Origin of the sequence: Paraburkholderia phymatum, assembly GCF_040965635.1 — a bacterium.
Classification (GTDB): Bacteria; Pseudomonadota; Gammaproteobacteria; order Burkholderiales; family Burkholderiaceae; genus Paraburkholderia; species Paraburkholderia phymatum_B.
Genome location: NZ_JBFRCH010000116.1, coordinates 1 through 588 on the forward strand (window position 1 = coordinate 1; position 588 = coordinate 588).

Consider the following 588-nt stretch of genomic DNA (forward strand, 5'->3'; position numbering starts at 1 on the left):
CTATCGCGTGCTGAACGATATCCGCGAAATTCGCGAAGCGATGGTCGTCGAACAACGGCAAAGCGGCGGCCCCGCGGATCACGCATGCGATCAAACGCCTGACCCGCGCATCGTACTGCTGCTGGTTTTGCAGGACGACGTCACGCTGACGGGCACGCTGGTCGCCCGGATACGTCGCGATCTCGCGCAGCGCGCGTCGCCCGCGCACGTTCCAGATCGGATCATCGCAGTCGATGCATTGCCCGTCACACACAACGGCAAGCTATCCGAACGATCCGCGCGTGATGCGATCAACGGCTTGCCGGCCACCAATGTCACGGCGCTGCGCAATCCCGAATGCCTCGACGCGATCCGGGACCATCCGGCGCTCAAGCTCGCGACTCAACAGCTTCCGCCAGCCGGCGAATCGCGCGAACAACTCGAACGACATTTGCAGGCACTGTGGGAGAAGCTGTTCGACCTTGCGCCGATCGGTCGCGATGACAATTTCTTCGAACTGGGTGGCAATTCGCTTCTCGGGGCAAGGCTGCTCGCCGAAGTACGTCAGTCGACGGGCTACACGATGCCACTCGCGACGCTGGTGATCGC

At 62.6% G+C, this 588-nt stretch carries 1 protein-coding gene; it reads left to right on the forward strand.

What is annotated here, in order from left to right; all coding sequences use genetic code 11:
• The coding region (locus tag AB4Y32_RS40445) for a phosphopantetheine-binding protein (protein WP_368726580.1) at positions 1–588 on the forward strand (588 nt) is incomplete at both ends.